The sequence below is a fragment of the Streptomyces sp. V2I9 genome (assembly GCF_030817475.1).
Lineage (GTDB): Bacteria > Actinomycetota > Actinomycetes > Streptomycetales > Streptomycetaceae > Streptomyces.
Genome location: NZ_JAUSZJ010000002.1, coordinates 2206302 through 2232364 on the forward strand (window position 1 = coordinate 2206302; position 26063 = coordinate 2232364).

21 protein-coding genes and 2 tRNA genes are annotated in these 26063 nt (G+C 73.7%); 10 read left to right on the forward strand and 13 right to left on the reverse strand.

Annotated features, from left to right (window positions below; translation table 11 throughout):
* Positions 1-55: 55 nt before the first annotated feature.
* Positions 56-128, forward strand: a tRNA-His gene (locus QFZ71_RS09650).
* Positions 129-189: 61 nt separating this feature from the next.
* Here QFZ71_RS09650 and QFZ71_RS09655 read toward each other — a convergent pair.
* The 9 genes from QFZ71_RS09655 to QFZ71_RS09695 form a co-directional block, all read right to left on the reverse strand.
* The gene (locus QFZ71_RS09655; RefSeq protein WP_307667850.1) at positions 190-780 is read right to left on the reverse strand and encodes a lytic polysaccharide monooxygenase; all 591 of its coding nucleotides are present in this window, start codon (positions 778-780) and stop codon (positions 190-192) included.
* Between the two features lie 213 nt (positions 781-993).
* A complete protein-coding gene (locus tag QFZ71_RS09660) occupies positions 994-3063 on the reverse strand; it encodes a TerD family protein (protein WP_307671390.1) in 2070 nt (689 codons plus the stop codon).
* 179 nt (positions 3064-3242) lie between these two features.
* Complete coding sequence (locus QFZ71_RS09665; RefSeq protein ID WP_307667851.1) at positions 3243-4280, reverse strand: LacI family DNA-binding transcriptional regulator; 1038 nt, start codon at positions 4278-4280, stop codon at positions 3243-3245.
* A 169-nt stretch (positions 4281-4449) separates the two neighbouring features.
* Positions 4450-5919: a GH1 family beta-glucosidase gene (locus QFZ71_RS09670; protein ID WP_307667852.1), complete on the reverse strand. Its 1470-nt coding sequence runs from the start codon at positions 5917-5919 to the stop codon at positions 4450-4452.
* A 120-nt stretch (positions 5920-6039) separates the two neighbouring features.
* Entirely contained in the window at positions 6040-6960 is a 921-nt protein-coding gene (locus QFZ71_RS09675; RefSeq protein ID WP_307667853.1) for a carbohydrate ABC transporter permease, read from the reverse strand.
* 14 nt (positions 6961-6974) lie between these two features.
* The gene (locus QFZ71_RS09680; protein ID WP_307667854.1) at positions 6975-7973 is read right to left on the reverse strand and encodes a carbohydrate ABC transporter permease; all 999 of its coding nucleotides are present in this window, start codon (positions 7971-7973) and stop codon (positions 6975-6977) included.
* Between the two features lie 342 nt (positions 7974-8315).
* Positions 8316-9638: an ABC transporter substrate-binding protein gene (locus tag QFZ71_RS09685; protein ID WP_307667855.1), complete on the reverse strand. Its 1323-nt coding sequence runs from the start codon at positions 9636-9638 to the stop codon at positions 8316-8318.
* Positions 9639-10706: 1068 nt separating this feature from the next.
* The gene (locus QFZ71_RS09690; protein WP_307667856.1) at positions 10707-12146 is read right to left on the reverse strand and encodes an ATP-binding protein; all 1440 of its coding nucleotides are present in this window, start codon (positions 12144-12146) and stop codon (positions 10707-10709) included.
* Positions 12143-12871: a response regulator transcription factor gene (locus QFZ71_RS09695; RefSeq protein ID WP_307667857.1), complete on the reverse strand. Its 729-nt coding sequence runs from the start codon at positions 12869-12871 to the stop codon at positions 12143-12145. The genes QFZ71_RS09690 and QFZ71_RS09695 overlap by 4 nt, the downstream gene beginning before the upstream one ends.
* Positions 12872-13024: 153 nt before the next feature.
* Here QFZ71_RS09695 and QFZ71_RS09700 point away from each other — a divergent pair, with 153 nt between their 5' ends.
* Positions 13025-13606, forward strand: coding sequence for a hypothetical protein (locus QFZ71_RS09700; protein ID WP_307667858.1), 582 nt, complete (start codon positions 13025-13027; stop codon positions 13604-13606).
* Positions 13607-13621: 15 nt separating this feature from the next.
* Here the strand turns inward: QFZ71_RS09700 and QFZ71_RS09705 are convergent, their stop codons facing one another.
* Positions 13622-14563 carry a spermidine synthase gene (locus QFZ71_RS09705; protein ID WP_307667859.1) on the reverse strand — a complete coding sequence of 314 codons (942 nt, stop codon included), beginning with the start codon at positions 14561-14563 and terminating at the stop codon, positions 13622-13624.
* A gap of 75 nt (positions 14564-14638) precedes the next feature.
* A complete protein-coding gene (locus QFZ71_RS09710; protein ID WP_373465095.1) occupies positions 14639-15148 on the reverse strand; it encodes a hypothetical protein in 510 nt (169 codons plus the stop codon).
* A gap of 237 nt (positions 15149-15385) precedes the next feature.
* Here QFZ71_RS09710 and QFZ71_RS09715 point away from each other — a divergent pair, with 237 nt between their 5' ends.
* Complete coding sequence (locus tag QFZ71_RS09715; RefSeq protein WP_307667861.1) at positions 15386-16855, forward strand: tetratricopeptide repeat protein; 1470 nt, start codon at positions 15386-15388, stop codon at positions 16853-16855.
* A gap of 113 nt (positions 16856-16968) precedes the next feature.
* Here the strand turns inward: QFZ71_RS09715 and QFZ71_RS09720 are convergent, their stop codons facing one another.
* Positions 16969-17565, reverse strand: coding sequence for a histidine phosphatase family protein (locus QFZ71_RS09720; protein WP_307667862.1), 597 nt, complete (start codon positions 17563-17565; stop codon positions 16969-16971).
* Between the two features lie 270 nt (positions 17566-17835).
* Here QFZ71_RS09720 and QFZ71_RS09725 point away from each other — a divergent pair, with 270 nt between their 5' ends.
* The 7 genes from QFZ71_RS09725 (at position 17836) to QFZ71_RS09755 (ending at position 24673) form a co-directional block, all read left to right on the forward strand.
* Positions 17836-18897: a phosphatase PAP2 family protein gene (locus tag QFZ71_RS09725; RefSeq protein ID WP_307671391.1), complete on the forward strand. Its 1062-nt coding sequence runs from the start codon at positions 17836-17838 to the stop codon at positions 18895-18897.
* Complete coding sequence (locus QFZ71_RS09730) at positions 18809-20089, forward strand: hypothetical protein (RefSeq protein WP_307671392.1); 1281 nt, start codon at positions 18809-18811, stop codon at positions 20087-20089. The genes QFZ71_RS09725 and QFZ71_RS09730 overlap by 89 nt, the downstream gene beginning before the upstream one ends.
* A complete protein-coding gene (locus tag QFZ71_RS09735) occupies positions 20080-21789 on the forward strand; it encodes a hypothetical protein (RefSeq protein ID WP_307667863.1) in 1710 nt (569 codons plus the stop codon). The genes QFZ71_RS09730 and QFZ71_RS09735 overlap by 10 nt, the downstream gene beginning before the upstream one ends.
* A gap of 31 nt (positions 21790-21820) precedes the next feature.
* Positions 21821-23155, forward strand: a complete 1335-nt coding sequence (locus QFZ71_RS09740) for an AAA domain-containing protein (protein WP_307667864.1) — start codon at positions 21821-21823, stop codon at positions 23153-23155.
* An 89-nt stretch (positions 23156-23244) separates the two neighbouring features.
* On the forward strand, positions 23245-23586 hold the full coding sequence (locus tag QFZ71_RS09745) for a hypothetical protein (protein WP_307667865.1): 342 nt from the start codon (positions 23245-23247) through the stop codon (positions 23584-23586).
* Positions 23587-23904: 318 nt separating this feature from the next.
* The gene (locus tag QFZ71_RS09750; RefSeq protein WP_307667866.1) at positions 23905-24609 is read left to right on the forward strand and encodes a bifunctional DNA primase/polymerase; all 705 of its coding nucleotides are present in this window, start codon (positions 23905-23907) and stop codon (positions 24607-24609) included.
* Positions 24600-24673 (forward strand) — tRNA-Lys (locus tag QFZ71_RS09755). Before QFZ71_RS09750 ends, QFZ71_RS09755 begins: the two co-directional genes overlap by 10 nt.
* A gap of 89 nt (positions 24674-24762) precedes the next feature.
* On the opposite strand, the gene QFZ71_RS09760 is transcribed toward QFZ71_RS09755, so the two are convergent.
* The gene (locus QFZ71_RS09760; RefSeq protein WP_373465096.1) at positions 24763-26034 is read right to left on the reverse strand and encodes a M6 family metalloprotease domain-containing protein; all 1272 of its coding nucleotides are present in this window, start codon (positions 26032-26034) and stop codon (positions 24763-24765) included.
* Positions 26035-26063 lie beyond the last annotated feature (29 nt).

A 26063-nucleotide genomic window follows, 5' to 3' on the forward strand; every position in this document is an offset into this window, starting at 1 on the left:
CCTCCCGGACCCTGTACACTTTTTCTCGGCCGGTCGGAAACGACCGGACGACATGGTGGGTATAGCTCAGATGGTAGAGCACCTGGTTGTGGTCCAGGATGTCGCGGGTTCAAGTCCCGTTACTCACCCTGAGAGAAGGGCCCCGGTCTGCGGACCGGGGCCCTTCCGCTTTCCCTGCCGCGCGCCGGGTCAGAACGTGACGTCGGAGCAGGCGTAGAACGCGTTGCCCGTGTCCGCGATGGTCCAGACGCCGAGGATCAGGTGCTTGCCCGATTTCTGGGGCAGTGCGCCCGCGTGCGTGACCGTCGCCCCCGGCTGCCGGCCGCCGAAGGGCACGGTCAGGAAGGGCTGCGGTTCCAGGTCGGCGCGGGTGAGGGGCTTCGACGGGTCGTAGCCGTCCTTGGTGACGTAGTACCGGAAGTCGGTGGTGGCGTGCCGGGCGGTGATCCGCCAGCGGAAGGTGTGGCTCGCGCCGGCGTTCACGGAGGTGGCGGGCCAGGCTCCGCCGCGCGGGTCGTCCAGCTCGGCGAACCGCTGGTTGCCTCCGGCGCAGATCAGGCCGTCACGGGGGCCGCGCGCCGGGAAGCCCTTGGGGCCTTCCACGCTCGGCGGCTCCCACTGGATCTGTCCGCAGTTGCGGACCGTGCCGTTGCCGCAGAGCTGCTGCCGGCTGATGGGCGAGTCGGTGTACCCGTGGCTCTGCGCACTGCCGGAGGTGGCCAGCAGGGATGCCCCGGCGACGCCGAGGCCGAGGAGTAAGGACGTGATCTTTCTGCGCATGTGGTGCTCCTGAGGTGAGGGGTGGAGCTTGCGGACAGACGGACCGGAGCGCGGCGGCTCGCCATGCTTGGTCTAGACCAAGACGGAGGGTAGTCCTGCCCCTTGGTCATGTCCACACCACTGAAAGCAGGCACTCCGAGTCCGGAGTCCCCACGCACCGAACCGGCCCCGGAGCGCCCGTGACCGGCCTGGTGTGCGTGGGGACACCCGCCGTCAGATCGACGGGGCCTCAACATGGGCGACGACCTGGGCATGGAAGCGGTCCACCGCGTCGTCGACGCTGCGGATGAAGCCGGTCTCGGCGCTGCCCCGCCCCTGGCCCATGCTCTTGAACAGGGACAGCCGGAAGCCGGTGACCTGCGCCCCGTCCTTCGGAAGGATGTCGGCGGGCTCCGGACGCAGCCGTTCCAGCGTGCCGCGCGGACCGGCGCCGGGGCCGTCCACGAGCGTCTCGATGTGGAGGTCGGCCGGGGCTTCGGAGAGCCGCCGCACCAGCCGCTTGGCTCGGGCGAGGGGGTAGCCCGCCCCTTCGGCGGGGACTTCGATCGACGTACGGAGCTTGCCGGTGCGCAGATCCGCGGTGATGCCGAGGACACCCGGCGTGCCCTCGATGCGGATCTCCGCGTTCAGCCGCCCCTGCTCGCAGAGGTGGTCGGCCAGCTCGGTGCGGCGCGCGCCCGGGTCGGAGCCGCGCCGGACGCGCTGGACCGGCAGGACCTTCTGCCCCAGCTCGCCGCCGAGCCGCAGGCAGACCTGCCGGACCAGCCGCTCCCAGTTCTCGATGACCTCCAGGGCGCGGGCGTCACCTTGGCAGAGGGTCTCCTCGTCGATCCCCCGGCGTACGGGGACCCAGGCTGCGCCCATGTTCTGGAAACCGTGGCAGCCGGAGTTCTCGTGCTGGAGGTAGTGGAGCAGTTCCTGGAGCAGCCAGGCGTGCGCTGCGTTGCCCACCCCCTCATGGCGGATCAGCATCTGCGCCTGGTGCACGACCTCGGCCCAGGACAGGTGCCAGAGCGCCACCTTGTGCTTGCGCCGCCGGTCGATCCGTACGTCGACGAGCGGGCTCCCCTCCAGCGCGACGTCATTGGACAGGGTGATCACCGCCTCGTACCCGCGCCGGGCGGCGATGTCCATGTACGCCTGCACCTGGTCGGCCTTGAGCGCGTTCCCGTTGGTCTTGGTCTCCACCAGCGCGGTCCACAGCTTGCCCGCCCGCTCGACGCGGATCACCCCGTCCGGGCGACGCGGAGACTCCCCGTGCGGCAGGGTGACCTCGGTGAACGTCTCCATCCGGCCGGCCGGCGCGCCGAAGCCTGCGGTGAGGCGGCGGCCGAATTCCGGTACCTGGGCCATCACCGACAGCACGACGGAGGTGGCGCGCGTCTCGCGCTCCCGGTCGCTCTTGAGCGCGGAGCCGGGGAACAGCCGGGCGGTGCGCCAGGAGTCGTTGTCGGCGAGCGACTTCCTGGCCGTACGGGGCAGCGTGACCTTCTTCTTCGCCGTACGCGGGCGGCGTGCGGGCTTTGGCGCGAAGGTGGGATCGGACGGCTCCGACACGATGGCGGCGGGCGGCACGCCGGACTCCGCCGGCACCGGTACGGCTACCGGGACCGCCGCCACCGCCCGGTCTGCCGCGCCCCCGTCCCGACTCTGGGCGGGGACCCGCCCGGACCGCTCCACCACGTCGGGACCGGGGTCGTCCGGGTCCGGGGCGAGGCCCCCCGCCTCGGTGCCGCTCTCCTCCGCGTCGTCGTCGATGTCGACGCCGTAGTCGGTCGCCAGTCCCGCGAGCCCGGATGCGTACCCCTGGCCGACGGCGCGGAACTTCCACTCCCCCGCGCGCCGGTACAGCTCGCCGAAGATCAGGGCGCCGACCTCCTCGACGTCCTGCACGGCAAACCGGACGAGCCCGTCGCCAGCACTGTCGGCGAGGGTGAGCCGGAGATCGTCCAACTCGCCGAAGCGGGAGCCCCCGTAGCGGCTGGCGGCGACGACCACCTTCTCGACCTCAGGCGGGACGGCGTCCAGGTCGAAGGAGATCCGGTCCTCGTTGCCGTCGGCCGTCGGAGTCTTGCCGAGCAGCTGCACGCTGCCATCGCCCGCGACGGGGTTGTTGTAGAAGCAGAAGTCGACGTCGCTGCGGACCTTGCCGTCGGTGTCGAGCAGCAGAACGGAGACGTCGGCGTCGCCCTCGCCCGTGGAACTGCTCCACCCCAGGCTGACCATCACCGACCCGACGTTCTCGCTCAGCGTCGCCAGGCCGATGTTGGCGCCCTTGACCATCTCGTGCACGAGGCCCCCCAGATGCACAGCCGCCCGGAACGCACTCCAGCAGCCCACCGTGTGACGTGTGTGGTGCGTCACACAATCGCCGTACGCAGCGAACCCTAGCCGCCGGAGCCGGGAAGCGTGAAGAACTTGTGAAATCCGGAAGATCGGCCACCGGGCCGCCGGACATCCGGTCACGACGAGTCGCGGACCACCAGTTCCGTGGGCAGGACCACCGACGGGCGCTCCTCGTCCGGGGTCCGGCCCGCGATCTCGTCGAGGAGGAGGCGGGTCATGCGGCGGCCCATCTCCTCTATGGGCTGGCGGACGCTGGTGAGGGCCGGGTGCATATGGCGGGCGACCACCGAGTCGTCGAAGCCGACCAGGGCCACGTCCTCGGGGATGCGGCGGTCCGCCCCACGCAGGACCTGGCGGGCGCCGGCGGCCATCACGTCGGAGGCGGCGAAGACCGCGTCGAGGCCGGGGCGGCGGGCCAGCAGGTCGCGCATGGCCTGCGCACCGCCCTCCTCGGTGAAGTCGGCGGGGGCGATCAGGCGCTCGTCGGGGGCCATACCGGCGGCGGCGACGGCCGCGCGATAGCCGTCGAGGCGGCGCTGGGCCCCGTACACCTCCAGGCGGCCGGTGATCGTGGCGATCTGGCGACGGCCGCGGGAGACGAGATGCTCGACGGCCGCCCGAGCGCCCCCGAAGTTGTCGGAGTCGACCAAGGGCAGCGTCTCGGCCGCGTCACGGGCGCCGCTGATCACACAGGGCATGCCCAGCTGTTCCAGCAGCTCGGGCAGCGGATCGTCGGCGTGCACGGCGACCAGGAGCACCCCGTCGACGCGGTGGGCGGTGAGGTACTGGGCGAGGCGGCGGCGTTCCCGGTCGTTGCCGACGAGGGTGAGGAGCAGTTGCATGTCCGTGTCGGCCAGGGCCGCGCCGACGCCGCGCACGATCGCGGAGAAGTACGGCTCGGCGAAGAACCGGGTCTCCGGCTCGGGCACCACCAGCGCGATGGCGTCGGTGCGGTTGCCTGCCAGGGCGCGGGCGGCGCGGTTGGGGACGTATCCCAGCTCGGCCACGGCGGTCTCGACCGCCTGCCGGGTCGCGTCGCTGACGCGGGGTGAGCCGTTGATGACCCGCGAGGCGGTGCCCCGGCCGACGCCGGCCCGTGCCGCCACCTCTTCGAGCGTGGGCCGCCCGCCGCTCCGTACTCGCGCTGCCGCCATGGCCGCCTCCCCGTTCCCGGTCAATTTCTCATAGCCGTAGAGTCAATCCAAGTCCTGGATCGATCACTCCGGCGAGCGTACGGAAAGCTGGATGGGAGCGCTCCCAACACGGCCGGAAAGCGGTGGTGGACCCGCGTCGGGGACGGCCGGGTGCACCACCTCCCCGAGGTCAGGCGTCCGGTCCTGCCTCCGGAGGCAGGGCGTGGCGGGCGATCACGTCGGCGTACCAGAGGGCACTGGACTTCGGCGTACGGCGCTGGGTCGCGTAGTCGACGTACACCGCGCCGAAGCGCTTCGCGTAGCCGTAGCCCCACTCGAAGTTGTCCATCAGGGACCAGAGGAAGTAGCCCCGCACGTCCGCGCCGTCCGCGACCGCCCGGCGCACCGCCGCCAGATGGCCGTGGAGGTAGGCGATCCGCTCCGGGTCGTGGACCCGGCCGTCCGTGTCGGGGACGTCGTCGAAGGCGGCGCCGTTCTCGGTGACCATCAACGGCAGACCGGGGTGCTCGCGGGCGACGTCCATGAGGAGGTCGTACAGGCCCTCCGGCTTGACCGACCAGTTCATCGCGGTGACCGGCAGCCGGTCGGCGAGGTGGAAGGCCACGTGCTCCGAGCCCGGCCACGGGGAGTGGTCGCTGCTCCCGTGGCCGTCGTCGCGGGTGTCGCCCGCACCGTCCGCGGGCGTCGAGACGATGGTGGGCGTGTAGTAGTTGACGCCCAGCACGTCGATCGGGGAGGCGATGGCGGCGAGGTCTCCGTCGCTGACCAACTCGGCCCAGTCCACCAGGTGTTCGGTGTCCGCCAGCAAGTCCTGCGGGTACGCGCCGGTCAGCATCGGGCCGGTGAAGATCCGGTTGCCGACCGCGTCGATGCGGCGGGCCGCGTCCGCGTCGGCCGCGCTGTCGGTCAGCGGGCGCACCTGGTGGAGGTTGAGGGTGACCGAGACCCGCGCGGCAGCGGGGAGGTTGGCGCGCAGGGCCTCGGTCGCCCGGCCGTGGGCGAGGTTGAGGTGGTGGGCGGCCCGCAGCGCGGCGGCCGGTTCGGTGCGGCCGGGGGCGTGGACCCCGGAGCCGTAGCCGAGGAAGGCGGAGCACCAGGGTTCGTTGAGCGTCGTCCAGAGGGAGATCCGGTCGCCGAGGGCGCGGGCCGCGATGGCCGCGTAGTCCGCGAACCGTTCGGCCGTCGTACGCTCGGGCCAGCCGCCCGCGTCCTCCAACTCCTGCGGCAGGTCCCAGTGGTAGAGCGTGGCGACGGGCTGGATGCCGGCCTCCAGCAGTTCGTCGACGAGCGACCGGTAGAAGTCCAGACCGTGTTCGACGGCGGGCCCCCGGCCGGTGGGCTGGACGCGGGACCAGGAGATCGAGAAGCGGTACGCCTGGAGTCCGAGGCGCTTCATCAGGGCGACGTCGTCGCGGTAGCGGTGGAAGTGGTCGGCGGCCACGTCCCCCGTATCCCCGCCGAGGACCCGGCCGGGGGTGTGGCTGAAGGTGTCCCAGATGGAGGGGGTGCGGCCCCGCTCGGCGGCCGCGCCTTCCACCTGGTACGCGGCGGTTGCCGCGCCCCAGAGGAAGCCGGTCGGGAAGGGGGTGGCGGCAGCGGGGGCCTGCTGCGGGAGAGTGTCGGGCCGGACGGCTGTCATGCGGGAGCGCTCCCTGAGAAGTGAGGGGTGGGAAGGAGAGGAGGGGAGAGACGAGGGGAGGCGGGGGGCTCTTGACCGCACCGGGTGAAGGGCCCGGCCTCTGACCGCGGCAGGCGAAGGTCAGCCCTTGACCGCGCCGGACATGATCCCGCCGACGATCTTCTTGCCGAAGACGACGAACACCGCCAGCAGCGGCAGCGTGCTGATCAGGGCGCCCGCCATCACGATGGACTGGTCGGGGGTGTAGGAGGCACTGAGCTGGCCGAGGGCCACCTGGAGGGTCGGGTTCTGCTGGTTGAGCGCCAGGTAGGGCCAGAAGAAGTCGTTCCACGCCTGGACGAAGGTCAGCATCCCGAGCACCATCATCGCCGGACGCGCGACCGGCAGGACCACGCTCCTCACGATGCGGAAGTTGTTCGCGCCGTCGATCTTGGCCGCCTCGATCAATTCGTACGGCAGCGCCTCGATCAGGTACTGGCGCATGAAGAACACGCCGAACGCGCTGACCAGCGTCGGGAAGATCACCGATTCGAGCTGCCCGCCCCAGCCGAGGCCGGACATCATCATGAACAGCGGGACGACGCTGAGCTGCGGCGGGATGGTGAGGGTGGCGATGACCGCCGTCATCAGCCAACCGCGGCCCCGGAAACGCATCTTGGCGAACGCGTACCCGGCGAGGGTGCAGAAGAAGAGGGTGGCGGCCGTGATGGAGGCGGAGACGATGACGCTGTTGAGGATCGCCGTGCCGAGGTTGGCCTGCTCCCAGGCGGTCCGGATGTTCTCGATCAGCTTGCCGCCGGGGAGGAACGGCGGGGTGGAGGCGAGGACTTCGTCCTGGGTGCGGGAGGCCGCGACCAGCGTCCAGTAGAGCGGCAGCAGCGAGCCGAAGCCGACGACGGCGAGGGCGGCGTAGGCGAAGGGGCCGCCCTTCATCTGCTGTCCCGCGCCCATCCGGAAGCGGCTCGGGCGGGCCGGGCCGGCGCCCTTCGGGGTCGGCGGAAGCTTCACGGGGGCGGTGGGTGTGGGGCTGGTCGTGGTCATGGAAGCGCTCCCGGTCAGACCGCGGACGTGCGGACGAATCGGCCGATGAGCCAGTTGGCCGCGGCGATGATCAGCAGGAGGGCGAGCATCGCCCAGGCGACGGCGGCGGCCGGGCCGAGATGCCCGAGGTTCCAGCCGTAGTTGTAGAGGTAGATGCTGAGCGTCTCGTACTGGTTCTCGTTGCCGCCGGTCGCGCCCAGCGCACCGCCCTCCAGCAGCAGCGGCTCACCGAACAGCTGCATGGAGCCGATGGTGGAGATGACGATGGTGAACAGGATCGTCGGCCGCAGCGAGGGAATGGTGACCTTGCGGAACTGCTGCCAGCGTGACGCGCCGTCCAACGAGGCAGCCTCGTACAGGTCATGGGGGACGGCCTGCATCGCGGCGAGGTAGATCAGCGCGTTGTAGCCGGTCCACCGCCAGATCACGATGACCGCGATGGCGATCTTCGACGTCCAGTGCCCGTTGGCCCAGTTGGTCGGGTCGAACCCGACGAGGCCGAGCGCCCAGTTGAGCAGTCCGCCGTCGGCGCGGAACACCAGGGCGAAGACGAGGGCCGCCGAGGCGACGGAGGTGGCGTACGGGGTGAGGATGACGGTGCGCCAGAACGTACTCGCGCACAGGCGGTAGTTAAGGAGGTGGGCCAGGCCCAGCGCCATCAGGAGCTGCGGGACGGTCGAGATGACACCGATCAGGAAGGTGTTGCTCACCGACGTCCAGAACTCCGGGTCGTGCAGGATCTTGTCGAAGTTCTCCCAGCCGACCCACTCCATCGAGTCGAGGCCGGTCATCTCCACCCGGTGCAGGGCGATCCAGCCGGTGTAGAGCAGCGGGTAGAGCCCGAAGGCCCCGAAGACGAGGAAGAACGGGGCGATGTACGCGTACGGGGACGCCTTGTCGTCGAACCGCCACAGCCGGCTGCGCCACACCTGCCGCCGTGGGCCGGGCGGTTCCTTCTGGGGTGCGCGGGGCGGCGGGGCGTACGCGTCCCGGACGGGGGTCGAGGTTGCCACGGGCGGGAGTCCTTCCCTGGTGCGCCCGACGGACGGCCGGGGCGGTGGAGGGGCGATGGGTGACGGGGCCGGGTGGGGCGAGCCGGACCGGGGTGGGGGGCGCACGTCGGTGGGGCTGGCCGGGGTGGGGCGGGGGCTGGCCGGGCCGGGCCGGTGTCGCATGCACCGGCCGGTGTCGCACGTTGGTGGGGCGGGGCCGGTGTCGCACGTTCCGGCCGTGGGTGTCGTCCCGGCTAGGAGTGCCGTCCGTTCCGGTCGCCGTGATCGGCCGGGGCCGGGGGTCCGGGCCGGCCCGGCGTCCGGGGTCAGGTGCCGGACGCGGGGCCGGGGGCCGGACGACCGTCAGCCGATGGCCTTGTCGATCGTCCGCACGGCCGCGTCCCAGGCGTCGTCCGGGCTGGTACCGCGCTGCTCCATGTTGTTGATCTGGGTGGAGATGGAATCCTTGATCACGCCGTCCTTCGGGCCGAGGACCGCCTCGGGGATGGACTTCGCGCCGTCGGCGTAGATCTGCCCGATCGGAGCGTCGTTGAAGTACGGCAAGGTCGCGTTCTTCACGTCGGGCAGCTCGTACGCGCCCTGGTTGGACGGGAAGACGCCGATCGCCTTGAAGACGGCGGCCTGCTGCTCGGGGGCGGTCAGCCACGTGACGAGCTTGGCGGCTTCGTCGACGTTCTTGCCGGACTTGGGGACGGCGAGGAAGGAGCCGCCCCAGTTGGCGGAAGTGGCGCCGGGCGCGCTGGTGATGTCCCACTTGCCCTTGTTGGCGTCACCGGCGTACGTGGAGATCTGGCCGGCCATCCAGGCGGGGCAGACGACGGTGGCGACGGTGCTCTTGCGCAGGGCCGCCTGCCACTGGTCCTCGAACTGGGCCAGGCCCTGCGTCAGCTTCTTGGACGCCGCCCGGGCGGCGAGCTTCCAGCCCTTCTCGACACTGGCGCTCTCCTGGTAGACCGGCTTGCCGCTCGCGTCGTAGTACTGCTCGGGGCTGGAGCTGACCACGGCGTTGAACATGGCGCTCGCGGAGTCCATGAAGTACGTGCCGGAGGGGGCCTTCTTCTTGTACCGCTCCCCGAGGGCGAGGTAGTCCTCCCAGCCGCCCGCGGTCAGCTCCGCCACCTCGGCGCGGTCGGTGGGCAGCCCGGCCTTCTCGAACAACTCGCGGTTGTAGCACAGGGACATGGGGCCGATGTCGGTGCCCGCGCCGATGACCGCGCCGTTGGGGGCGGTGGCCTGCTTCGCCTTCCACGACACCCACTCGTCCACGCCGATGACCTTGGAGAGGTCGGCGAAGGAGTTCGCCTTGGTGTCGACGATCTCCTTGATCCGGCCGACCTCGATGCCCTGGACGTCCGCGAGGCCGCTTCCGGAGTTCAACTGCTGGAGGAGCTTGGGGTAGTAGTTCTTCTCCTCGGCGGTGGTGTCCTCCTTGACCGTGATCTTCGGGTTCAACTCGTGGTATTTCTCGAGGAGTCCGGCCTCCTTGTACCCGAACTGGCCGAAGTTTGCGACGGTCAGGGTGATGGTGCCGTCCGCGTCGGCCCCCTTGCCGGAGTCGGACGAGCCGCCGCATCCGGTGAGGAGGAGGGCGGTGACCGTGAGTCCCGCGGTGGCCACGGAGACGGTCCTCCGGCGACGGCCGGCGACGCTGCGAATGATGCGCATTCCACTGCTCCTTGTTCCGGGGGGTGTTCCCGGGGCTGGTTCCGGGACGGTTCCGAAGTGGGTCGGGGGTGGCACGAGGGCGGTTCGGGGTGGTGCCGGATGGTTCTTCCGGGGATGGCACCGGGGTCGGTCCAGGGGACCTGCGCCGGTCCGCGAGGCAGGGCGGGAGAGCGTCCGCTCGGGTGCGGCAAGAGGAGGCGAATGGACCGCCCCCAGTGAGTGGGAGCGCTCCCATGTCGTGACGGAAGGTTGCTGCCTGGAGGCAGTGGGTGTCAAGAGTTGAAGACGATTCCGTTGCCGCAGGATGTCCGGCGCGTCACGGGAGGGGCCCGGGGCCGCCCTCCCGTCGAGAGGTGAACGAGGACGGTCCGGGGCGGGTGCGGCATCGGGGCACTCCACCCCGGCCGATTTCCGCCGTCATGCGCCTTCGCTCTTCCTCGCCGCCCGGAGCGCCGAGGGGAGCGCGCCCCGGCCGGAGGTGGGGTGGGGTCCGGCCGGGACGCGCGGTGGGGGGCGGGAGCGGTCGAGGGCCGGCACCCGGGGGCGTACGCGACAGGGGGCTGTACCCAGGGGCGTACCGGCCGCGAGTTCGGGAGTGTGCGGGCCGCGGACTGCGGGAGCCGGTTTCCCCGCCGCCACCGGGGCGAACGGTGGTGGCGGGGGCCGACGTGGGGGCCCTGGGGAAGGTGGGGTTCGACGACTTCCCAGGAGTGCTACGACGAGCACGCTAGCAGTTGCACAACGGGCAAAGCTTTCGTATCGGACAGCGCGTGCTGTTCCTAAGGTGCGCTTAAGACGGAGCTAACACCGTGCTTGGTTCGGAGGGTGGGACCGCGACCTCCGCGGCCCGATGAGCGTGGGTCCGGGTGGCCGAAAGTGCGCTCGCCGCGGTGCGGGGTCGGCCGGAGGCGAGGGCGCGGGGGCTGAGGGAACCGCTTCGGTGCGATGGGCGAAGGACTGGCGAACGCCCAGCTGTCGCACGTGGCGGGCCGGGGGATCGTCGACCGGGTGAGGCAGCGCCCGTGAGCCGCCGGCTCCCGGTCGGGACGGGAGTACGTCCGGGCGGGATCAGTGCGGGGGCCCGGCGGATGGGCCGGTGGCGGGCCGCGGCTCCCGGGGCCGTCGGCGGCCGATGCGGCGGCCGACCCGGCGGCCGTGTCCACGCCGGCCGCCTTCGGGGCCGCTGCCGTGCAGACCGATCCAGATCCGGATCTCCGTGCCGCCGAGGACGGACCTGCCGATGCGCAGGTCGCCGCCGGTGGACTCGGCGACCCGGCGCACGATGTCCAGGCCGAGGCCGGTGGAGCCGACGGGCCTGCCCGTCCCCTCGCGCCCGCTGCCGCCCCGGGCGAGGGCGGTCGCCGGGTCCGCGATCCCCGGCCCGGCGTCGGAGACCAGCACGATGACCGCGTCGCCGCTGTGGTGGACGTCGACGGCGAAGGCGGTGCCCACGGGAGTGTGGCGGAAGACGTTCCCGAGCAAGGCATCGAGCGCGGCGGCCAGTTCGGGACGGGAGACCGGGATGCGGGCCGTACGGTCGATCCCCGCCACGCGCGTCTCGCGACCCTCGTCCTCCGCGAGCGCCGACCAGAAGCCCATGCGCTCGCGGATCACCTCGGAGGCGTCGCACCCCGCCCCCGCCGGCAACCCCTGGGTCTGCGGGCGCTGTTCGCGGGCGGTGCGGATGATCGTGTCGACCTCGTGCTCCAACTGCTCGACGGCCGACCGTGTCTGCTCGGCCGCCGGTCCCTCCCCGAGGGAGGCGGCGTTCAGCCGGAGCACGGTGAGCGGGGTGCGCAGCCGGTGCGACAGGTCGGCCGCCAACTCCCGCTCGTTGGCCAGAAGCTGGACGACCTGGTCGGCCATGGAGTTGAACGCCACTGCTGCGGACCGCAGTTCGGTGGGCCCCTCCTCGGGCACCCGCGTGGAGAGTTTCCCCTCCCCCAGGTCCTGGGCGGCGCCCGCGAGGCGTTGGGCCGGCCGCACCATCCGTACGCCGAGCCGGTCCGCGACGGCGACCGAGCCGACGATCAGCGCGACGCCGACGCCCGCCAGCATCAGCCAGGCGGTGGCGACCCCGTTGGACACCTCGCGGTCGGGGACGTACACCTCGACGACGGCGATCTCCCCGGTTCCCAGCGCGGTCGGCTGGAGGAGCGCGAAGCCACCCTCGACCTCGGCGACGGAGGCGCGCCCGGCCGTGCGCACGGTCTCGACGTCCCGGGGCGTGGCACGCCGGGTGCCGATGTCCGACGGGCCGCTCTCGGACGGGACATGGACGGCGAGGCGGCCCCGGCCGCCCGGTTCGGTGGACAGGACCGCACGGGTCAGCTCCTCCCGGTCGGAGGTGATGGTGAGGGTCGGGCCGATCGTCGCGGCCTGCCGTTCGGCGTCCGAGAACGCCCGGTCGCTGGCCATCTCCCGGACGACGAGGCCGAGCGGTACGGCGAAGGCGATGACGACCATGGCCGTGACCGCCAGACAGACCTTGACCAGGGCCCATCTCATGCGGGCGGCTCCGTGGCGGGGGCCGGGGCCGGTGCGTCGGCCGGCGGCTGGAGCTTCACGCCGACGCCGCGCAGGGTGTGCAGGTAGCGCGGCCGGGCGGCCGTCTCACCGAGCTTGCGGCGGAGCCAGGAGAGATGGACGTCGATGGTCTGGTCGTCGCCGTAGGACTGCTGCCAGACCTCGGCCAGCAACTCCTTGCGGGCGACGACCACGCCGGGCCGCCCGGCCAGGAAGGCGAGCAGGTCGAACTCCCTGCGGGTCAGGTCGAGTCCGGCCCCGTCGAGTTCGGCGGTACGGCGCAGCGGGTCGATGGCGAGGCCGCCGACGCGGATCACGCCGGGCGGCGGGGCCTCGGCCCCGGCGGCACGGGAGCGGCGCAGCACGGCGGCCATCCGGGCGGAGAGGTGCTCCACGGAGAACGGTTTCGTCAGATAGTCGTCGGCCCCGTCGTTGAGCAGCCGGACGATCTCGCTCTCGTCGTCCCGCGCGGTCGCGATGATCACGGGAACGTCGGTGATCGAGCGCAGCATCTTCAGCGCCTCGCCGCCGTCCAGGTCGGGCAGCCCGAGGTCGAGGATGACCACGTCGAAACGGAAGTGCGCGACCTCGCGCAGCGCTTCGAGCGCGGTGCCCACGCTGCGCACCGTGTGGGACGCCTCGCTGAGGTGCCGGATGAGGGCGGAACGCACGAACTGGTCGTCCTCGACCACGAGCACACTTGCCATGGGCGGCACCGTACGCCATGCCGGCGGGCACGGTCCCGGCCCCGCCGGAATCCTCCGCAAAGGCCGGAGAAGGGTGCGTACGGTGGCCTCGGGGACCGTCAAGTGCCGTACGGGGAGCGGCGGGAGCGGGCCGGGTGGTGCAGGATGTGCCCGATGCAACGAGGACTCGTACACGTGCTGGCGTGGTCGCTCGCCACCGGCGCGGCGGTCACGCTCACGTGGTGGGGCGTGCACACGGTCATGTCGGGGACGGCCTACGACCGGCCGCGGGCCGTGCCGATCTCGGTGGGTTCGGGGGCTCCCCCGCGTGTCGGGCAGGGCGGCGGCCCGCCGCTGGTCTCCTCGACGCACCGGGCGTCGCCCTCCCCCTCCGGCGCGCCGCAGACCGGCGGCGCGCGCCCCTCGGCCTCCGCCCCGCGCCCCACCCGCACGCCCTCGTCCACCCCGGCGAAGCTGTCCGGGCCTCTCGGATCGTCGGGTGCCTCCGGGGCGTCGGCTTCGGGCGAGGTACGGAGCTACCGCACGGACGGGGGCCGGGCGGTGTTCGAGCTGGGCGAGGAGTCGGCCAAGCTCGTCTCCGCGACTCCGGAGCCGGGCTGGTCGATGCGGGTGTGGACGAACGACGCCTGGATCCGGGTGGACTTCAGCGACGGGGGCGGTGAGGACGGGACGACGTACTCGGTGTTCTGCACCTGGAACGGGACGCCGCCGACGGTGCAGGTCGTCGAACCGTGAGCCGTGGCGGCCGGCTCAGGGGTCCTCGAAGACGGACGGCGGCGGCGCGGGCGAGGGCTTGGCCGCCTCGTCGGTGACGACGGCCGCGCCGCCGGTGAAGTCGGTGAGCGCGCGGCCGTGTTCGACGCGGCCGGGGTGCGGATCGGTCGCCACCCGCCGGGTGAACTCCGCGACCGGGAGCGGCACGGCGGAGGCGAGCAGCACCGCGTTGCCGAAGCGTCGGCCGCGCCACACCACCGGGTCGGCGGCCAGGGCCAGTTCGGGGAAGACGGCGGCGGCGGTGGCCACCTGTCCGCGCAGATGGGCGAGCGGCGGCCCGTCCGCGAGGTTGGCCACGTACTGGCCGGAGGGCCTGAGCACCCGGCGCACCTCGGCGAGGAAGGCGGCGGAGGTGAGGTGGGCGGGGGTCCGGGCCCCGCTGAACACGTCCGCGACGACCAGGTCCGCCCAGTCGTCCGGGAGCTTGCCGAGCCCTTCGCGGGCGTCCGCCACCCGGACCCGGACGCGGGCCCCGGGGTCCAGCGGAAGGCGGTCCCGGACGAGCTGGACGAGGGGCGCGTCGAGTTCGACGATCTGCTGGGTGGAACGGGGGCGGGTGGCGGCGGTGTACCGCGCGAGGGTGAACGCCCCGCCGCCCAGGTGCAGGACGTGCAAGGGCTTGAGCGGGGGTGCGGCGAGGTCGATGGCGTGCCCGATGCGGCGCTGGTAGGCGAACGAGAGGTACGCGGGGTCGTCGAGGTCCACGTGGGACTGCGGGGCGCCGTCGATCAGGAGCGTCCAGCCGTGCGGGCGCTCCCGGTCGGGTATGAGTTCGGCGAGCCCGCCGCCGACCGGCCGGGAGACCGGTTCGCGCTCGGCACGGCCGCCGCTCCGACGCCCTTTCGGCTGCGCGGCCTCGGCCGCGGGCCTGCCCTTGGCTGCGGCCTTGCCCCTGCCCGGCCCTCCTCGACGTGCCACGTTCGCTGGTCCTTGCTGGTGGGGGCGGGGTCGCCGGCCCCGCGGAGGCGTTCGGCCGGTGTGCCCATTATGGACTCAGCAGCAGTTGTCGGCCGCCTCGATCATCCGGGCGGCCTGGTCGAGGGCGGCGCGGAGCACGGCCGGATCGGTGACGGGGGCGTCCTCGGCGGGCGGGAGCAGCCAGCCGGAGCCGGAGACGGGCGGCACGGAGGGGAGGCGCAGCCCGCGCCCGTCGGTGCGCGTACAGGCGCTGCCGGGTACGTCCCACGCGTCGGCGGTGCCCGGCGGGACGAGGAAGCCGAGGGTGTCGCAGGCACCGTCGTGCAGGACCGGGCCGACGGGCTCCCGGTCCCGGCCGCGCCGCAGGATGTCGACGGCTTCCAGACCCTGCCGGGCCGGGACCGTGACCAGGTCGCAGGACGGACTCCCCTGCGCGGGCGGCTCGGGGGGCTTCGGATGCACGGGGGGCCCGGGGGGCTTCGGCGGTACGGGGGTCGCCGGTGGCCCGGGGGTCGCCGGTTGCGTCGCGGTCGTCCGTGAGCCGGTCTCCCTGCCGGTCTGCAACAAGGGAACCCCTCCTCTCATCGCCGAACGGAGCCACACTCCGTCTCCACGGGGACCAACGCGCCGGACACGTCAAGGGCTACGGGCCCACACCGCCGCAAAGGGTGGCAGTTCATGGCGGATCGTAGACGCTATGCCCCTTTTCGCACCGAAACGCTGTGTGTGCGTCTCGTCACAGCAGGTACGTTCATGCTCCGCCGGGGGCACCGGGGGACACCGGGTGGCACGAGCCCCGGCCGCACCAGAGAGGGGCCGGTCATGGCGTCGACAGCGGCAGTTCCCAACCTCGCCTTCCGCCGGTTGCGCGGACCGCGTTCCGCCGGGGAGTTCGCCACCGCCGTCCGCAGAGCGGCGCGGGAGATCGGGGAGCAGGTCGCGTGCGACGCCCGGTACATCGGGCGCGTGGAGTCGGGGGAGATCCGCTGCCCCAACTACGCCTACGAACGCGTCTTCCTGCACATGTTCCCCGGGCTGTCGCTGACGGACCTGGGGTTCTCGGCGCGTGAGACCGTCCGGGGACGGGGTGCCCGCGTCGTGTCCGAACCCCCGCCCGCGGCCGTCCCGGCGGCGTCCGCCCCGGCCGCTCCCGCCCTTCCCGGTCATGGCACCGGACCCGACGACATCCACGACATCCCCGAGGAGAGCGACGTGCTGCGTCGCGTGTTCATGACGAGCGGCACCACCACGGTGGCGGCCGCTTCCCTGGGCTTCGGCGGGGCCTCCGCCTCCGCCGCCCGGATCTCTCTGCCCGCGCAGCGCCGGGTCGGCGAGGCAGAGGTCGACGCCGTCGAGAAGGCCGTACGGCAGATCCGGCTGCTGGACGACCGGCGCGGCGCGGGCGGGCTCTACCGGCAGGCCGCCCGCCCGCTGCGCGCCGCGTACGAACTGCTGGACGCCGGGACCACCGCGCGGCGCGCCACCGCGGACCGGCTGCACGCGGGCGCGGGCGAGCTGGCCATCTCGGTGGGGTGGCTGGCCCACGACTCGGGGCGGCTCGACGACGCCCGCTCGCACTACGCGGAGGCGCTGGCCACGGCGCGGCTGGCAGGGGACGCGGGGCTGGAGGCGCACGCGTTCTGCAACACGTCGTTCCTGGCCCGCGACGCGGGCCGGCCGAGGGAAGCGGTGCGGGCGGCGGAGGCCGGACTGCGGGCGGCCCGCTCGCTGGGGTCGCCCCGGTTGCTGGCGCTGCTGGCACTGCGGGAGGCGGGAGGCCGGGCGGGGCTCGGGGACCGGACGGGGTGCGACCGGGCGATCGGGCGGGCCCGTTCCGCGTTCGAGCGGGGCCCGTCGGCGGACGATCCGGAGTGGATGAGCTTCTTCCGGGAGGCGGAGCTGGAGCTGCTGGAGGCCCAGTGCTGGTCGGCGCTGGGCGACTGGTCGCGGGCGGCGCGGCACGGGCGGCGGGCGACGGCGCTCCAGGACGCCCACTTCACCCGGAACCTGGCGCTGTACCGGGCCCAGCTCCTGGGGGACCTGGCGCGGGCGGGCCGGGCGGACGAGGCGGCGGCGACGGGACACCAGGTGCTGGACCTGCTGACCCGTGTGCGGTCGTCACGGATCCGGGGGATGGTGGCGGGCGCCGCGCGGGTGCTGGAGCCCCGGTCGGGGGCGGCGGACGTGTCGGCCTTCCTCACCCGCCACGCGGCACTCCCCCCGGACGGGCCCGTGCGGCCCGCCCCACCGGCCGGCGGCCCCGCGAGGCCGGAGCCGCCGGCCGGAGCGTGAAGCGGAAGCCTGTCCGGGCCACCCCGGCGGGTGGAAGCGGAAGCCCGTCCGGGCCACCCGGTTCGTGGAAGCGGAAGCCCGTCCGGGCCACCCGGTTCGTGGGAGCGGAAGGGCTACCGGTCCAGGTGGCCCGTGTCGTTCCAGCGCTCCAGGGCCGGCATCCCGTACGCCCACCCCAGCACCGACAGCGACGTCGGCTCCAGCCGCACGCGCGCGCCGAAGGACAGGTCCTCGCCCAGCCAGCGCGCCCCCAGCGCCCGCAGGATGTGGCCGTGGGCGAAGACCAGGACGTCACGGTCCGCCGACCGCGCCCAGGCGACGATCTCGTCCGCGCGGGCGGTGACGTCGGCGACGGACTCCCCGTCCGGGACCCCGTCGCGCCAGATCAGCCAGTCGGGCCGGTCCGCCTTGATCTGCGCCGGGGTCAGCCCCTCGTACGCCCCGTAGTCCCACTCCATCAGCGCGTCCCACGGTTCGGCCCGCTTCCCGAACCCGGCGAGTTCACACGTCTCGGCGGCCCGGACCAGCGGGCTGGTGCGGACCTCGACTCCGGGCAGTCCGTCCCACGGCGCCCGGTGCAACCGCTCGCCGAGCAGCTCGGCGCCCTCGCGCCCGGTGTCCAGGAGCGGAATGTCCGTCCTGCCGGTGTGGTTGCCCTGGACCGACCACTGGGTCTGGCCGTGCCGGGCGAGCAGGATGCGCGGTGCCATGAAGGCTCTCCCTGGAACGCTGGTGCTGGTGCTGGTGCTGGTGCTGGTGCTGGTGGGACCTTCCATCTTCCCGTACCGGATCGTCGGGCAACCTGCCGGGCCGGGCGGGCGTCCCTCCCTGCGCGGCACCCGGCCCGAGAAATCGGTCACGGCGGGGCCGCTGTCTGCGGGGCGTCCGAACGGGAGACCCCCGGTGGATACGGGGGCACGGTGCCCCCGTACGGTTGAACGTTCGCCGTCAGCCGCATGACCTTGGGGGAGAGCTACCGGATGCCGCACGCCATCGCGCCGCCCGCCACCGGTCATCGGCCCCGCTGGTGGACCGAGCTGCCGCTGATAGCGGTGGTCTACGCGCTGTACTCGGTGGGCAGGCTCCTGGTCCGCGGCGACGTGTCGACGGCGGTCGGCCACGGCCTGGCGATCCTCCGGCTCGAACAGGCGCTGTACCTCAACGCCGAACACCCGCTGAACCGCCTCTTCACCAGCACCCCCTCCCTCGGGATACCCGCCGACTTCGCGTACGCCTCCCTCCACTACGCGGTCACCCCCGCCGTCCTCATCTGGATGTTCCGGCGCAGGTCGGCGCTGTACCGGTCGGCACGGGTCTGGCTGATGAACTCCACGCTGCTGGGGCTGGTCGGCTTCTCGCTGCTGCCCACCTGCCCTCCCCGGCTCCTGGACGCGAGCCACGGCTTCGTGGACACGATGGCGCAGTACAGCGCGTACGGCTGGTGGGGCCAGGGGGCGAGCGCCCCCCGCGGGCTGAGCGGGATGACCAACCAGTACGCGGCGATGCCCAGCCTGCACGTCGGCTGGTCGCTCTGGTGCGGGGTCCTGCTGTGGCGGCACGGCCGCCACCCCCTCGTGCGGGCAGCGGGCATCGCCTATCCGCTGCTCACCACGGTCATCGTGATGGGCACCGCCAACCACTACTTCCTGGACGCCGTCGCGGGCGCCGCGGTGATGGGGGCCGGAGCCCTGCTGGTCAAGCCCGTGGTGCGGTGTGCCGACCGGGTCAAGGCGTGGGGCGCGGCCCGGTTCACCGGACCGGCCGCCGTCCTGTTCACCGGCGGTCCTACGGGCGGGGCCACGGGAGGCTTCGACGGACGGCCTGCGGGCGGGTCCACGGGCGCCGATCGCCCCGTCTCCGGTACCGGATCCGCGACCGCGGCCCCGAATGTCAGTACCGGATGCAAGACTTCCCCGGGTGAGCGCATCCCCGGCCAGCGGACCACCTCCGCAGATCCCCCCGGCACGGCAGTCGACGGCGCGTCAGCCGGCGGCGCCGACCCCGCGGCCACCAGCGACGACGCTCCGGCAGCGGCTCGCTGAGCTGCGCGGCCCCTCCGTCGCACCGCACCCGCTCGACGCGAGAGCCCTCGCCGCGCTCGCCGCCAACCCCGGCTGCAAGCGGCGGGCCCTGCTCGACGGCGCGGGGGTGGACAAGGGCGTGCTGGCCACCGCGCTCGGCTCCCCGGCCCCCTTCGGGCAGTCCCAGTTCGCCTTCATGCGGGGCAACGCGTTCGAGGCGAAGGTCAAGGCGGACGGCGGCGCCGAGCTGCTGCGCCTGCTGTACGAGCGGCTCGGCGGCGGCGCGCCTCACCCGGCCGGGGACGCCGCCACACCGGACCTGAGCGCCGCCGGACCCGAGGGCCGCGCCGCGCGCACCGCGCTCGCCCTGCGGGAGGCCACGGCGGCGGGCGGCTGGGCCCTGCTGGATCACCCGATGCTGGCCCTGGAGGTGGCGGGCTCCCCCGCCTATCTGGAGCCCGACGCGGTCGTGGTGCACCCGGACGGGGGGTGGACGGTGGTCGAGATCAAGTCGTTCCCGATGATCGACGCCTCGGCCGACGCGTCGAAGGTCGGCGCCGCCGCCCGGCAGGCCGCGGTCTACGTGCTGGCGCTGGAGCGGGTCGCCGCGGTGACCGAGGGCGCGCGGGTCGGGCACCAGGTACTGCTGGTCTGTCCCAAGGACTTCTCCAACCTGCCGACCGCGTCCGTCGTGGACGTACGCAAGCAGCGCGCGGTGACCCGCCGCCAGCTGACCCGGCTGACCCGGATCGAGGACATCGCGGCGGAGCTGCCGGAGGGGACGACGTTCGATCCGGCGTGCGCCCCCGAGGAGCTGGACGCCGCCGTGGCCGCGGTGCCACCGGCGTACGCCCCGGAGTGCCTGTCCGCCTGCGAGCTGGCCTTCCACTGCCGGGCGAAGTCCCGCGCCGAGGGCGCGGTGGAGACGCTGGGCCGCGGTGTCCGGGGGGAGTTGGGCGGGCTCACCACGGTGGCCGGGGTGCTGGCCGCCGCCGCGGGGAAGGAGGGCGATCCCGCCGATCCGACGGTCGCCGCCCTCCGCCGGGCCGCCGCCCTGCGCGCCGAGGCGCTGGAGAGCGCCGCCGCCCTGCGCGCCGGGTCCGGGGCGTGGGAAGCCGGGACCGGGGGACCGGGGGCCGCGCCCCCGGCCGACGCCCGGGGCCCGGCCGGCGCGGGTTCCGGGGCTCCGAAGGAGGCGGGTTCATGTCGCTGATCTCCACCCTGGCCCGGCTGGAAGCCGTGGACTCCGGCCGCGCCCAGCCGCTGGCGACCGTCCGCCACCGTCACCTCACCGAACGCCCGCTCGTGCTGGTGCCCCTGACCACCGCCGGTGAGGCCGGGGCCCCGCTCGGGGCGCTGGTCGGCACGGACCGGGAGGCGCCCCGGCTGCTGGCGGTGGCCCAGCCGCGCGACCGGGACCTGCGGTTCGCGTTCCTGGCCGAGCTGGCGGAGGCGGTCCTGCCGCACATCGAGGCGTACGCGGACGTCGTCGAGCCCGCCGAACGCAACGAGACCGACCCGGCGACCGGCAAGAGGACCAAGGTCGAGGTCGAGCTGTGCACGGACGCCGCCCAGCTGATCGTGCCGAGCCGGGCGGGCATCGAGTTCGTCCGGCTGCTCGGCCGGTCGATGCGGTTCCGCCGCACCGCCGAGGACGACCCGGACACCCCGTATCCGGCCCCGGCGCGCGTGCCGCTGCTGGGCCGCTGGCTGACGCACTACGGGGAGCGGGCCCGCGTGCCCGGCTCCTCGCTGCTGCTGGCGGCGACGGACCTGCTGAACCGGCACTGGGCCACCGGGCAGAGCAGCCTGGAGGACCAGCACCTGGGCGCGCTGCTGTCCTGGATCGACCCGCCGGCCGGCTCCTCGGGGGCCGAGGCGGCGCTGCGGGCGGAGCTGGCGCGCGACGGGGAGGGCCAGCTGCTGTGCCCGCCGGCCGGGCCGGCGACCGATCCGGACTTCGACAACCGCCTCCTCGCCCCGGCGATCGAGCGGTACGACCGGGCGCGTACGGCGTTGGCCTCCGCCGAGGACGGGCTGGCCGCCGATGCCCGCCTGGCCGAGCTGAGCGCCGCCGAGCGGCAGATCCGTTCGCTGCTGGCGCGGGTGATGCTGCCGACCTGGGACGCGGTGTGGCACGGTCTCGACCTGCTGCGGGAGCTGCCCGAGGGGTCCCGGACCGAGGACCGCTGGTCCCGTGACCGGTGGTCGTTCACCGGCCACCGCGACCGGGTGCGCTCGGGCGAGCCGCCGCAGCCGCGCCGCGACGACGCGGTGACGGCGGCCCAGAAGCTGGCCTCACGGGAGACCGCCCAGGCGCAGCTGGAGGCGCAGGAGGCGCTGGACGATCCGCTGGTGCTGGCGGGGCGGCGGCTGGCGGGCGAGGCGTTCCTCGCCACGGTGACGGAGGTGGAGATGGCGTACACCGAGTCCAAGCGGCCCTCCCCGCGCCCGCTGGTCACGGTCCGCACGGACGAGCGGCCGCACCTGTCCGAGCGGACGAAGGTCTACCGCTCACTGGACGGCAAGCCGCAGACGGCCGAGTTCGTGCGGTACGCGGACGGGCCGTCGGCCGGCGCGGCCCACGAGAACGGCTCCCCCGCCGCCCCGGACGGCGAAGCGGCCCGTGCGAGCGGCTTCCGGGCCCCTGCGGGCGGGGCCGCCGCCGACGGCGGGGTCCTGATGGTCCTGCGGCTCCTGGACCGGATGGGCCGGGGCAAGGAGCCCGCGCCCGGTTCGGTGCCGGAGCCCGGCGACCGGATCGCCTGGACCCTGTTCGAGCACGACCAGCGCGGCGGGCCGAAGCTGCCGGACCCGGAGGAGACGCCGTGGACCCACGGCGGCCCGCCGGGCGCGGACGCCGCCGCGCGCGCGGAGCACCCCGACCCCGTGACCCCGGAGGACCTGCTGTGACCCCGACGCCCACCGCCCCGGAGGGACCGCTGTGACCGTCGTCTTCGACCCGGGCGCGGCGGCGGCCCGTGCGACCGGCGCGATCCTCGACGACACCCTGCACGGCAGCAGCCGGGGCGTCGTCGTGGACTCGCCCCCCGGCGCGGGCAAGTCGACGCTGGTGGTGCGGGCGGCCCTGGAGCTGGCCGCCGCCGGCCATCCGCTGATGGTGATCGCGCAGACCAACGCCCAGGTCGACGACCTGGTGGTACGGCTCGCGGAGAAGGACCCGGAGCTGCCGGTGGGACGGCTGCACAGCAGCGACTCCGACCCGTACGACAAGGTTCTGGACGGGCTCGCCAACGTCACGAAGTCCGCGAAGGCGGCGGATCTGGCCGGGCTCGACGTGGTGATCTCGACGGCCGCCAAGTGGGCGCACGTGAAGAACGTGGAGCCGTGGGGGCACGCGATCGTCGACGAGGCGTACCAGATGCGCTCGGACGCGCTGCTGGCCGTGGCCGGGCTGTTCGAGCGTGCGCTGTTCGTCGGGGATCCGGGCCAGCTGGACCCCTTCTCGATCGTGGGGGCGGACCAGTGGGCGGGGCTGAGCTACGACCCGTCCGCGAGCGCGGTCTCCACCCTGCTCGCGCACAACCCGGAGCTGCCGCAGCACCGGCTGCCGGTCTCGTGGCGTCTCCCGGCGTCGGCGGCCCCGCTGGTGTCGGACGCGTTCTACCCGTACACGCCGTTCCGCAGTGGTACGGACCACGGCGACCGGAAGCTCTCGTTCGGGGTGGCGTCGGACGGCTCGGGGCCCGACCGGGTGCTGGACGAGGCGGCGGAGTCCGGGTGGGGGCTGCTGGAGCTGCCGGCCCGGCACACCCCGCGCACCGATCCCGAGGCCGTACGGGCGGTGGCTCTGGTGGTCCGGCGGCTGCTGGACCGGGGCGGCGTCGCGACGAGCGAGCGGGCGGACGACCCCGTTCCGGTGACGGCGGACCGGGTGGCGGTCGGCACGGCCCACCGCGACCAGGCGGCGGCGGTGCGGGCGGCCCTGGCGGAGCTGGGCGTCACGGGGGTCGCGGTGGACACGGCGAACCGGCTCCAGGGCCGCGAGTTCGACGTCACGGTGGTGCTGCACCCGCTGTCGGGGCGGCCCGACGCGACCGCGTTCCACCTGGAGACGGGCCGGCTGTGCGTGCTGGCGTCCCGGCACCGGCACGCGTGCGTCGTGGTGTGCCGGGAGGGGGTGGCGGACCTGCTGGACGAGCATCCGTCCACGGAGCCGGTCCAGCTCGGCGTCACGGTGAAGTTCCCGGACGGCTGGGAGGCCAACCACGCGGTGCTGGCCCACCTCGCCGAGCACCGGGTCCGGTGGCGGCCGTAACGCGGCTCCCGGCCGGGGGCCGGGGCCCCCTTGCGCGGGGTCGGACAATGGAGGGTGGCCGTCCCGGCCGCGCGAGGGAGGAACAGCACATGACAGAGTCCGAGCGGAACGCACGGCAGCGGCTGCGCCCCGCGCCGTTGCTCTTCGAGCCGTCTCAGGCCGCGGCGGACCCGGAGCACTTCTTCGACCTGGAGTCGCTGGAGGATCCGAAGGAGCTGCTGGCCCGTGCGACCGAGTTGACGCAGGCGTTCCGGGCGGCGACGGACCGGTCGGTGGAGTTCCAGGCGATCGCGGCGGCGCAGCTCGCCGACCCGCGCCGGTTCGACCGGCTGACGGCGGCGGACGTCGCGCAGCGCGCGGAGTGGACCGAGGACTACGCGAAGAAGATGATCGAGTTCGGCCGCTCCCTGCTGGACGCGCCGAGAGCCTGAGGCACGGCCGCGAGCCTGAGCCACTGCCGGCGCGCCGGGAGCGTGACGTGCTCCTGGCGCGCCGGGAGCCGCGCGCCCGCCGTGAACCGGGCGCACTGAAGGCCCGCACCACGCAAGCGCACCGATGGCGGGGCCCATGGGTGCGACCCGTGTGCCTGGTGGGGCGGATGAAGGCCGTGGGGCCGGTGATGCGTCGCCAGGCCGGGGGTCAGGGCCGGTGGCATATTCCGGCGGGCAAGATACCCCTCCCCCGCCGCCCTGTCCCGCTTTCCGGCAACTCTCGGCATCAGTTCTGTCACTCCCGGTAGACCTTGTTCCATGAGCGCATGGCTGAAAGACGAAACGTCCCTGCACACCGGTGCCGCCCCGCACCACGGCGTCGGCATCTTCGCCCTGCTGCGGGACCAGTCCGGCCCCCAGGCCGCACAGGTCACGGCGGCCGGCGCCGCCTGGCTGGCCGGGGCCACCCCCTGTCCGCGCAGCACGCTCGCCCAGTGGGAGGAGCGCCCGACCGCGCCCGCCGTGCTCCCCTGCGGCTCCGCCTTCGACGTCGTGAACGTGCCGGCGCTGTTCGGGCGGCGGATGCTGGAGCGGCTGTGGGCGGAGGGGCCCGGCTCCGGTCCGGTCGCCACGCACCGGGGCCGCATGCTGCTGTTCGCCGCCCCCGGAACGGCCCAGCGGCTGCCCTCGCTGCTCTCCTGGGAGGAGTGGGGAACCGGCGGTTCCGAGAGCTCCGAGGGGACGGACGAGACCGGGGAGCAGGGCGGCACGATGCCGCCCCTGCTCTGTCACGGCACCGGGGACGCCGTGACCGTACCGCCGCTGACCTGCGCGTCGCCCGACGGCGGGCCGCGCTGGCTGGTCGCTCCCGACACCCGCACCCCCTGGCTGCCGGGCCCCGACGTGCTGCTCTGGGCGTGTGTGCGGGTGCGCAGGTCCCCGCTCTCCCGGACCGGGGCCCCGACGATTTTTCCTCACGCCGATCAGGATGCTAATGTCTACGACGTCACCAGGCGCCGTTAGCTCAGTTGGTTAGAGCAGCTGACTCTTAATCAGCGGGTCCGGGGTTCGAGTCCCTGACGGCGCACAGACGGTCGAAGCCCCCCGCGAGAGCGGGGGGCTTCTTCGTGTCCCGCGCAGTACGCGACGGGCCCCGTGGAGCACGGGGCGCGGTTCTCAGACGCCGGTGGTGATCCGGACGGTCCAGGACCCGGACGGCGTGCGGTCCGCGACTTCGACGCGGGTGTCGTCGCCCGGAACGGTGAAGGTCTCCCCCACCCCGAGCGGGGCGTCGGCCAGGGGCGGGTAGACCGAGCGGTCCCAGCAGGCCCCGGTCCGCGGATGGGTGTCGATCACTTCGACCGGGCCGCCGCCGGAGGCCGTCTCGCTGCGGACGCGGTAGATCAGGATGCCCTCGGCGCAGGTGGTCCGGTCGTTCCCGGTGGCGCTGCGGGCCTCGATGGCGAGCGCGCTGCCGGCGCCGGTGCGGACGACGGCGAGCCGGGTCCCGAGCGAGCCGCCGGGCGGCGGGGCGGCGGCGACCGGCTCCAGGGTGACGTCGGCCGAGCCCTGGACGCAGACGACCTGGCGTCCGCCGAGCCAGCCGAGCTTCCACTTGTGCCAGCCGAACAGGTCGGGGGCGAGCCCGAACTGGCTGCCCATGACGTCCCAGTCGCCGACGTACGTGTCCCAGTCGCCCTTGCCGTCGACGGGCCGGTGGTAGAGGTCGGCCAGGTCGAAGACGTGCCCGGTCTCGTGGGCGAGGACGTTGCGGTCGGGCGGGTGCTGCTCGAAGACCGTGACGACCCGCCGGATGTCGCTGTCGTCGGCGCGCAGGGGCCGGTCGAAGTTGACGACCTTGGTGGCGTCGGAGTCGACGCCGGGAGCGTCCGGATCGGCCACCAGGTAGACGACGTCGTACCGGGAGAAGTCCACGTCCTCGTCGGCGGCGGCGATGGCGTCGCGGAGGTAGGCGGAGCGCCGCTCGGCGTTCCAGTCACGCTCTATGCCGTACCAGGTGGAGTCGCGCGGCATCTGCGTCCAGGCACGCTGCGGGTGCGGGCGCAGGGTGAACCGGCCGTAGCTGGCGCGCTCGAAGAAGCGGGTGGTGGCCGGGAAGTGGTCGGCGGCGAGCACCTCGGGATCGACCGTGGGCCCGGAGTCCGGGAAGGAGAGGAACACCATGACCGCGTCGAGGCTCCGGTCGGGCTGCGGGTACGCCGCGTTCCAGGTGTCCAGGCCCACCGAGTGGTGAGCCGCCGTCCGGGGCAGGGCGCAGGGCTCGGCGTCCCTCGTGGCGGCCACGGCGGGACCCGCGACCAGGGTCATGGCGGCGAGCGCCAGGAGGGAGGTGGCGGCGGCGGCCAGACTGCGCAGGGGCGGCCGTTCCGCCCCCTCGGGTCCGCGACGGGACGGCACATCGACCTCCGGGTGGGGAACACGGTCCATCCCGTCCACCCTGTGCCGCTCCGCCACGC

Coding starts and splice junctions, on each gene's coding strand:
- QFZ71_RS09655 (WP_307667850.1), bottom strand. CDS start 780: ATGCGCAGAAAGATCACGTCCTTACTCCTCGGCCTCGGCGTCGCCGGG.
- QFZ71_RS09660 (WP_307671390.1), bottom strand. CDS start 3,063: ATGGTCAAGGGCGCCAACATCGGCCTGGCGACGCTGAGCGAGAACGTC.
- QFZ71_RS09665 (WP_307667851.1), bottom strand. CDS start 4,280: ATGGCGGCAGCGCGAGTACGGAGCGGCGGGCGGCCCACGCTCGAAGAG.
- QFZ71_RS09670 (WP_307667852.1), bottom strand. CDS start 5,919: ATGACAGCCGTCCGGCCCGACACTCTCCCGCAGCAGGCCCCCGCTGCC.
- QFZ71_RS09675 (WP_307667853.1), bottom strand. CDS start 6,960: ATGACCACGACCAGCCCCACACCCACCGCCCCCGTGAAGCTTCCGCCG.
- QFZ71_RS09685 (WP_307667855.1), bottom strand. CDS start 9,638: ATGCGCATCATTCGCAGCGTCGCCGGCCGTCGCCGGAGGACCGTCTCC.
- QFZ71_RS09690 (WP_307667856.1), bottom strand. CDS start 12,146: ATGAGATGGGCCCTGGTCAAGGTCTGTCTGGCGGTCACGGCCATGGTC.
- QFZ71_RS09695 (WP_307667857.1), bottom strand. CDS start 12,871: ATGGCAAGTGTGCTCGTGGTCGAGGACGACCAGTTCGTGCGTTCCGCC.
- QFZ71_RS09700 (WP_307667858.1), top strand. CDS start 13,025: ATGCAACGAGGACTCGTACACGTGCTGGCGTGGTCGCTCGCCACCGGC.
- QFZ71_RS09710 (WP_373465095.1), bottom strand. CDS start 15,148: ATGAGAGGAGGGGTTCCCTTGTTGCAGACCGGCAGGGAGACCGGCTCA.
- QFZ71_RS09715 (WP_307667861.1), top strand. CDS start 15,386: ATGGCGTCGACAGCGGCAGTTCCCAACCTCGCCTTCCGCCGGTTGCGC.
- QFZ71_RS09720 (WP_307667862.1), bottom strand. CDS start 17,565: ATGGCACCGCGCATCCTGCTCGCCCGGCACGGCCAGACCCAGTGGTCG.
- QFZ71_RS09725 (WP_307671391.1), top strand. CDS start 17,836: ATGCCGCACGCCATCGCGCCGCCCGCCACCGGTCATCGGCCCCGCTGG.
- QFZ71_RS09735 (WP_307667863.1), top strand. CDS start 20,080: ATGTCGCTGATCTCCACCCTGGCCCGGCTGGAAGCCGTGGACTCCGGC.
- QFZ71_RS09745 (WP_307667865.1), top strand. CDS start 23,245: ATGACAGAGTCCGAGCGGAACGCACGGCAGCGGCTGCGCCCCGCGCCG.
- QFZ71_RS09750 (WP_307667866.1), top strand. CDS start 23,905: ATGAGCGCATGGCTGAAAGACGAAACGTCCCTGCACACCGGTGCCGCC.
- QFZ71_RS09760 (WP_373465096.1), bottom strand. CDS start 26,034: ATGGACCGTGTTCCCCACCCGGAGGTCGATGTGCCGTCCCGTCGCGGA.